Annotated in this window: 1 protein-coding gene; it reads left to right on the forward strand. The window is 61.3% G+C overall.

Going from position 1 to position 7,148, the window contains the following annotated elements; all coding sequences use genetic code 11:
* Positions 1–267 precede the first annotated feature (267 nt).
* On the forward strand, positions 268–7,008 hold the full coding sequence (locus ACRWND_RS29820) for a hypothetical protein (RefSeq protein WP_431954924.1): 6,741 nt from the start codon (positions 268–270) through the stop codon (positions 7,006–7,008).
* The last annotated feature ends 140 nt before the right edge of the window (positions 7,009–7,148 follow it).

The following is a 7,148-nucleotide window of genomic DNA, read 5'->3' on the forward strand; positions in this document are numbered from 1 at the left end:
GGACATATCGGGCAGCCAGCCGTTTACGACCTCGCCGTCAGCCCTTGGAAGAATCGAGGTCAACCTGGTTGTCCCTCGAGTAGAGTGCGGTGGATTCCTGAGCGCGCCCCTTTTCTGCAGGGGCCCGCCTCGGCATCAACCGTGTGCCCGACCGGTGTCGGCCGGTTCAGGTGCTTTTCCCGTGGCGCTAGTAGCGGATGTGAAGGGATTTCTGTTCTCGTGGGTCCTCGTACTCTTGCCCGGATATGTTTCGAGATGCCCTCGCCCGTGGGGGATGTCCTCACTGGGACCGGTACCCTCGATCCCGCCGATCTCACCGCCTTCATGGCGCACGTCCAGCAAGCGGCCGAGGTCTACCAGGACGTGGTCACCCATCCGCCCCAGGGGATGACGCCGGAACAGGCACTCAGAGCGCTTACCCGGATCCCCTCGCACCGCCTGACCGCCGGCCTCACACGCGACGACCGCGACCGCCTCCTCCACACCGCGCACCGCTCCACCCCCAACACCGCGGACGAACGGCACCTGATAGCCGAGACCGGAACCCAGGTCGCCCACGGAACCGGTCTGGAAATCGACAAGAGCCAGTCGAATGAAATCGAACCGCAGCACGCGGAAGAGCACCACATAGGGGGAGGTGTACACGGTGATAAAAATGCCATCCAGGCCCCTCAAGGGGAGGCTCATTCGAGTGATTTGACTCGCATCCGGTACGCTGAAGCCGCCGCATCATTCGATGCAAGACTTGGCAGGTATCTGATACTGCGACCTCAGGCGCTGCATGCGATACGCGAGGTCGTTCTAACTATCCGAAGCCTTTTCGAAAAGCACGCACCCGACAGACTAACCACCATGGGTCATGACGGAAAGCTGGACGGTTCACCGAGAAGCGGCGACATAGGGACACGCATCGCCGACATCATTGAGGCCAGCACGTCAGGGAATCTCCGCGAGTTGGTTGGCATGCTGTTCTATGTAGCCGCCCAGGGAAGTCTGAAAGGCTTTATCGCTCCTCCCACCTATGACGACTTCCCGTGGCTTCGCACTGAGCGCCAATGGCGCAAGGTGGCTGACCATCGTACGCCTCGCAAGGTGCGGGCCGAAAGCATCTTTCCTCCGCTGAGCCGTCGGGAGATCGCTGCGGCAGGGGGCGTTGACGACGAAGGCACTTATGTCGTCTGGGATCGGGCTTCAGATTTCTCCTCATTGCCTTTCCAGGCCCCGCTGCATCAGGACGCCGAGGCCACAGGAGGACTTGTGGCGAGTGGTTCCTCGGGGTCGATGTTGCTGATCCTGGAGTCGCTGCACCGTCTGCAGGCTGCTACTGGCCGTAGTTTTGATTTTCCCGAGATAAGGCTCGGCTTGATCGGTGCCATGCTAGTTGGGGGGCACCACACCGCACATGAACTCATGCGGTCTGCAGCTCTGTGGCCCCGCGCCAAGCACTATGGCTTCGGCACCTACACCGACGGCTGGAGCCGGTACCGCAACCTCGCGCCGATCACCGAAGAGCAACTACGCCGGCACGTCGCCGAGGATGGACTGTTCCCCGATGAGATCGCCCTGGGTATCCCCTACGTGGGCGTGGCCAATGACAGGGTGGCCGCTAGTGGGATGGATATACTCCACGCTCTAGGCCTTTCTCCTGAACGCTGGGCCGCGGAACTGGAACGCAACGAGCACGGTGTGTCCCTGCCCGCCTGGCAACCCCCGTCACCCAATTCTCCAGCCACGAGGCTCGAGCTGTGGTCCCAATTCACCCAGACCCGGCGCCGCCTGAGAATCACAGTTCAACAAATATCCTTGACGCGACCGTTGGGGATGGACCCCTCGACCGGGCGTGCACATCCCAATGCGGCAGGACACGAGTGGGAACTAGCCGTCGCCGATATGCAATCCACCCTGGCTGAATGGGAGTCCGTCAACCAGCTCATGCATAAAGCGGGCCTCAAACCAAGCACCCTGGCGGAACGCTTCAACCGCTGGAGCAACGCAGAACTCGCGGGCCACAACCGCCCGTCGGCCCAGCCGAACGCCACCGAGCCCTTCATCGGGATGGCCGCCCTCACCTTGAGGGAAAGTGAAGTTGTCTCGGTCCCCCCGATGTTCACCGTGGTGGAGGATGCACACGTAGGCAGCGGCCAAACGGACGAGCGCATGCTTCATGACGATCCTGAGGACGCAGCGCAGCGCGAAAGCGAGTTGTTGGCACAACAGATAGAGAGCGAATTCGGCATCCGCTTGGACTCGGATGCCGGCGTGGCCGCAGTAAAAGAAACGCATCCACAGGCTCCGGAGGCCGAGAAGGCCGAAGTAAAGCCGTTGCCGTGGACAGTCGGAGAATTGAAGTCCCTGTATGCGGCGATGAAGAACTACGCACCCATTCTGGGGTCGCGACGCGCCCATTCGAGTCGCGGCTCCGTCGCGCAGGAGATAACCGTCGTCGGGCATGTGAAAACTGCCTTGCACGAGAATAGGACTTATTTCGATGCGGCAGGCGAATACATACTTTCACGCAACGTCATCAACATATACAGGGCCGCCCATTCTGGTGGGGGTAGTATCGAAGCTGTCGCAACCCATGAACTTGCTCACGGCGTGCTCAGATACGCGCTTCCCGACTTCACCAAGAAGTTCTGGGAGGGAGTAGAAGGCCCATGGAATGAAAACAGCCCTGAGCATGACTTCCAGCAGTCGATCACAAGTTTCCTCCAGGGGTCACCAGAGTTCTTCAGCAAAGCACCGCGGCACGCCCATGCGATCGAAGTGCTGCAGGCGAAGTGGCTAGATGTAATAACGCAGAAACCCGCCGAGTCAGCTTTTGCTGCAGGCCGGCGCGCGGCAGCTGCACTCAAGGAGGAACTCCCCTGGTTCATCGATCAGGTCGGCACGTGGGAATCTGACCGTCCGCGCCTGCGCTTTCCAAAAGAACGGCCAATCACCGCATACGGAGCGACGAACTCTGACGAGGACCTCGCCGAAACCGCTAAATTCTATTTTGGCGATAACGCTTCCCTACGTCAGAACGCTCCGTTGCGCGCCGAGTTCTTCGACCGTCTCATCCACGGGTGGGCCCAGCGGACGGATCGGCTCGCAGCGACCGATCCGAGCGACCACAGCCGCTCTGCAGTCGGCATCCTGGACACGCAAAAGTTTGGAAGCGCACCAGCCGGCACCCAAGTGACGGAAACGCGATTTGTTCTTGTCGACGAGCCCAACGCATCCGAAGTCCCCGCCGCGACCTCGTCCACGGTCACCGGACCGCCGGCCACCACCCACAGCCAGAGCCGGCAGCCGGCGACCCGCTCGGACGACGCCTCCAGCCGTAGTTCTGCACGCACGAGCGAACAACCGGCGGCACCCCGTGCGTTCCTGGACAACCCGCGAGGTCTGACCGACAGGCCCCAGGAGGTCAGCACCACCGGCCCGACCGCGGCCCCCCAAAACGGTTCGGAGCACCTGGAGCATCCCAGTGAGCAGGCCGTGATCCACGGGGTGATGGACTCTCGGATTGGTCTGGCGTATGGCACGGGTGAAGTACGTACAGACCGCTGGCTGCCATTCGGATCCCCGAGTCGGCCGGAGGTTCCGCAGGCGTTCGAGTTCACCACGGCCGAGGACGGTACGCGCAGTGTGAGCAGGCCGCCGGCTTCCGGTGAGCGAACCGATATCGGCTATTCCTGGGCCTGGTACCGCGGAAGTTCTCCGATAAATGATGTCCTGCACCTGACCCGCCGTATCCACCTGCGCACGGACGGAGCATCGCCGGAAGAAGTGCGGCATGTCCAGGACAACCTTCGCGAGGCTCTGGACGATCACGTCAACCGGCACCAGTACCGGTTGCCGGCGTTGCAGCCCGACCAGGTGACCGGGCCTGTGCCGCCCGGTCCGGTGTTGCGGGTGAGCGTTGAGTTCGTCGACGATCCCGAGGCCGCACACAGCGTGGCGACCCTGAGGCCGGGACGTCCGCTCAAGCACGGCGACATGCGTCAGGACGTCTGGTACGTGCAATCGCATCCGGTTGCCCAGGTCCATGAGGTTGTCCACGGCCTGGGCGTGCGTGACGACCAGGCCGATCCACGGGTACTCCTCACTCCCGGCGGCCGAGCCGAGCAGGTCGTGCAGGAGGGGGAGAACAGCCTGATGGGAGTGCTCACCCGTCGGGACAGCGCACGTTTCGTCCTGACGCCGGACCACCGGCAACAGATCGCGGACGTACTCGCCCCCCATCTCCATGTCGGGCAATGGCCCGAACTTCAGGGAACGACACGCGATGCCGGCTCTCTCCCCGTCACGGACCGCGCAGCGGATCATTCCTTGGTCGATTCGGATGACGGCAGTTCAACGGAAGGTCTCGACACCGCTCCCTCCGCCACTGGACTGGAGGTCGAAGACCAGCACATCCTCGTCGGCCCGGAGTTTCCCAAGGGAACTGTGCTGGCTGAGCATCCTCTTACGACAGTGGTGATCGATCATAAGGCGTTCGGCCGAGCTTACGACGGCCGGTTGTACACAACGATGCAGGATGCGTGGAGAGCAACTCCAAAGAACTTCTCTGCGCCCGTTGCGGAGATATACAAGATCGCTGAATTCGTCGTCAAGCCCACCCGGGCCTTGCGTCAGGAAAACCGCGTCCCTTCCGAGATCGCATTGACACAACTGGAGACGTCCCGCAACGCCCTCTTGGAGACCGACAGAAGGGGAGTTCCGATATCCCTGGAAGCTCTCCTCACTTCTGCCGACGGGTGGACTGTCACTTCAGCCGGGCAGAAATTCAAGGTTGCGCCCAGCCCTTCGGGACCTGACCATCCCGCTTATACTCAGTTGACAACCGGTATTGTCTCCAGTGGCCTCACGCTCTTGCAGAAAAAGGTGGGCCAAAGGCTCATGAGCCCAGATCTCGTGACGTACTACGAGATTGCGGAACAATTCGGTCGAAAAGTCGCCATGCTTTATGTGTCTCAACTTCTCGGAGGCTTCCGCGTCAAGCCTGAAGAGATGGACCTTCTGAGGAGCATCCCTGAGATCGACGAGGTATGGGGGCATGCATGGAGCACCTTCCTTCACGTCGGCGCCAATCCAATGACCTCGCGTTTTTTCCGGGGAGGTCTGGTGAAAAGCATGCTGCCAGCAGCATCCCGGACGCCTCTGGGGGTAGCACTCAAATCGCTCAACCCGCGTGTTCAGGAGTTCTTCCGGCAGAACCATGACAACATCAGCCGGTACTTCGAAGCCGTGTTGAAGAGCACCATTGAGGAATATGAAGAGAAAAGGAAACTTCAGCCGAGTAACACCAGTGAACTGCTGCGGGAGGAAACCTGGTCGCGGCTTCCCATCGGCGACTACCTGACGTCAGCGCTCCTGGGGCAGACGTCTCGAGGGACCGAGGTCAGTCAGAGTGAGACCGTTGGGATGGAGGATTACCATGATCTCGACACCAACGGAGACCGCCTCACCCTCCCCCTGCGATTGGTGGAGCTACGAAACTTCGCCTTCGGCAACGCGTACCTTTCCCCCCGGGAGGTCCGGCGCGCCACGACCGAGGTCAACGCCATTTCGCAAGAAAGCTACGATCGGGCACTGAGATTCCCGTCCCTGACCGTGGAACAAGTGCGGGCTCTGGCGAAAAGAATCATCGAAAGTCCGGAAGCCCAAGAATTTTTGGCTATCATAGGAGCGCTTCAGAAATTCGTCCCACCGGGGCAAGGAAGCGCCTCCAAGCCTCTGGTGGACCAGTATGACGGTTTTTATCTCGGCGGGGAACTCGGATCTTTCGCCATCGGGTATCCCGTATCGCGGCCTGTACTTTTGCAGCTGAACGCGCTCGTGGAATCGGCTCATGCGGCTGCGGGCCGACTTTCCGGCAGGCCGCATGAGCAGCTGAGTCACATTGTGGAGCGAGGTCGGGCTGTCCTCGACAAAATTCAGAGGGAATCCGCTGCGCGCGCTGGTGCCGCGATACTGCCTGACCGGGACCGATCTGTAGATGCGGCACCACGTATGCCCGAAGGCTGGGAAATCCTTCCTGCGCAAGCGGAAGGCGACCTTCAGTATAGGGGTAACGACGACGAGATGGACGCGGACGAACCACTCTTCGGCGATCCGGAGGACGAGCAGTATATTCACAAGCAGGATGTCGAACAGCGCGTTGCGGATCTTGGCAATGTCATCGAACAGGATGAGACGACTGTTGAGGCGTACCGGCAGTGGACCGAGGTAGTCGCGTCGGCTGACAACGTGGACAGTGGAAAGACTGAAGTCATTGAGCCTTTTGGCGCTCATGCGCTATCAGCTACTCGGGCCGACGATAGCGTTGCGGATTTTCTCGGCGACCAGGTCGTTCTGGTGGAGGAACTGCCGCTGAACGACCGGTTCGAGGAGGCAGTGCTTCCGCAGGAGGTTCCGGAAGCCACGGTGAAGGCTGTGCCGGAACAGCCTGGCCATGCGGAGAAGTCCTCCCCTCACCGACTCGAGACAGCCACCGGAGATCTCGTCTCCGGGTCCGACCCGCTCCGGTCCCAGGATTCAGGCGAACAGGTCCAGCACGGCAGTCACCTGCGGACCGGAGACACAAGCGGACACGCCGCGCCAAGGCGGTACCAGTGGAAACCGGTCGTGCCCTTCTCCAAGGAGACCGTCGCGATAGCGACGGGCCGCCCCGGGGTGGGGCTCCCGCTAGAGGTGATCCGTTACCCGGCACGGTTCGTCGCGCAGGAGATCGCCGGCATGGACGGGGAGGTGGCGGAAACCCTCCAGGCCACGGACAGCCCGACCTTGGAAGCGGCGGTCACCACCGCGACCCGACGGGCCGCCGAGGCGATCCGGCAGAAAATCGCCCACACGCCAGGCTGGGGCATGGAGAACACCGACATCCTGGTGACCACCCCCGCCGAAGGACTCGTTGTCTGGATGACGATCGCCCAACGACTCGCCAACACCCTCGACCACAGGGTTAAAATCTCCATCGGAAGCGAGAAGGAAAAAACCATAGAAATCTGTCCGCAGTGAGACACGGCAGCTGTAGTTCCGTGTCACAACTGGTCGTGAAGTAGGTGTCGTTGCTGGTGACAGGTTCGGGCGACGGCTTGACCTCGATTCTTCCAAGGGCTGACGGCGAGGTCGTAAACGGCTGGCTGCCCGATATGTCT

The organism is Actinacidiphila sp. bgisy167, assembly GCF_965342175.1.
GTDB lineage: Bacteria > Actinomycetota > Actinomycetes > Streptomycetales > Streptomycetaceae > Actinacidiphila.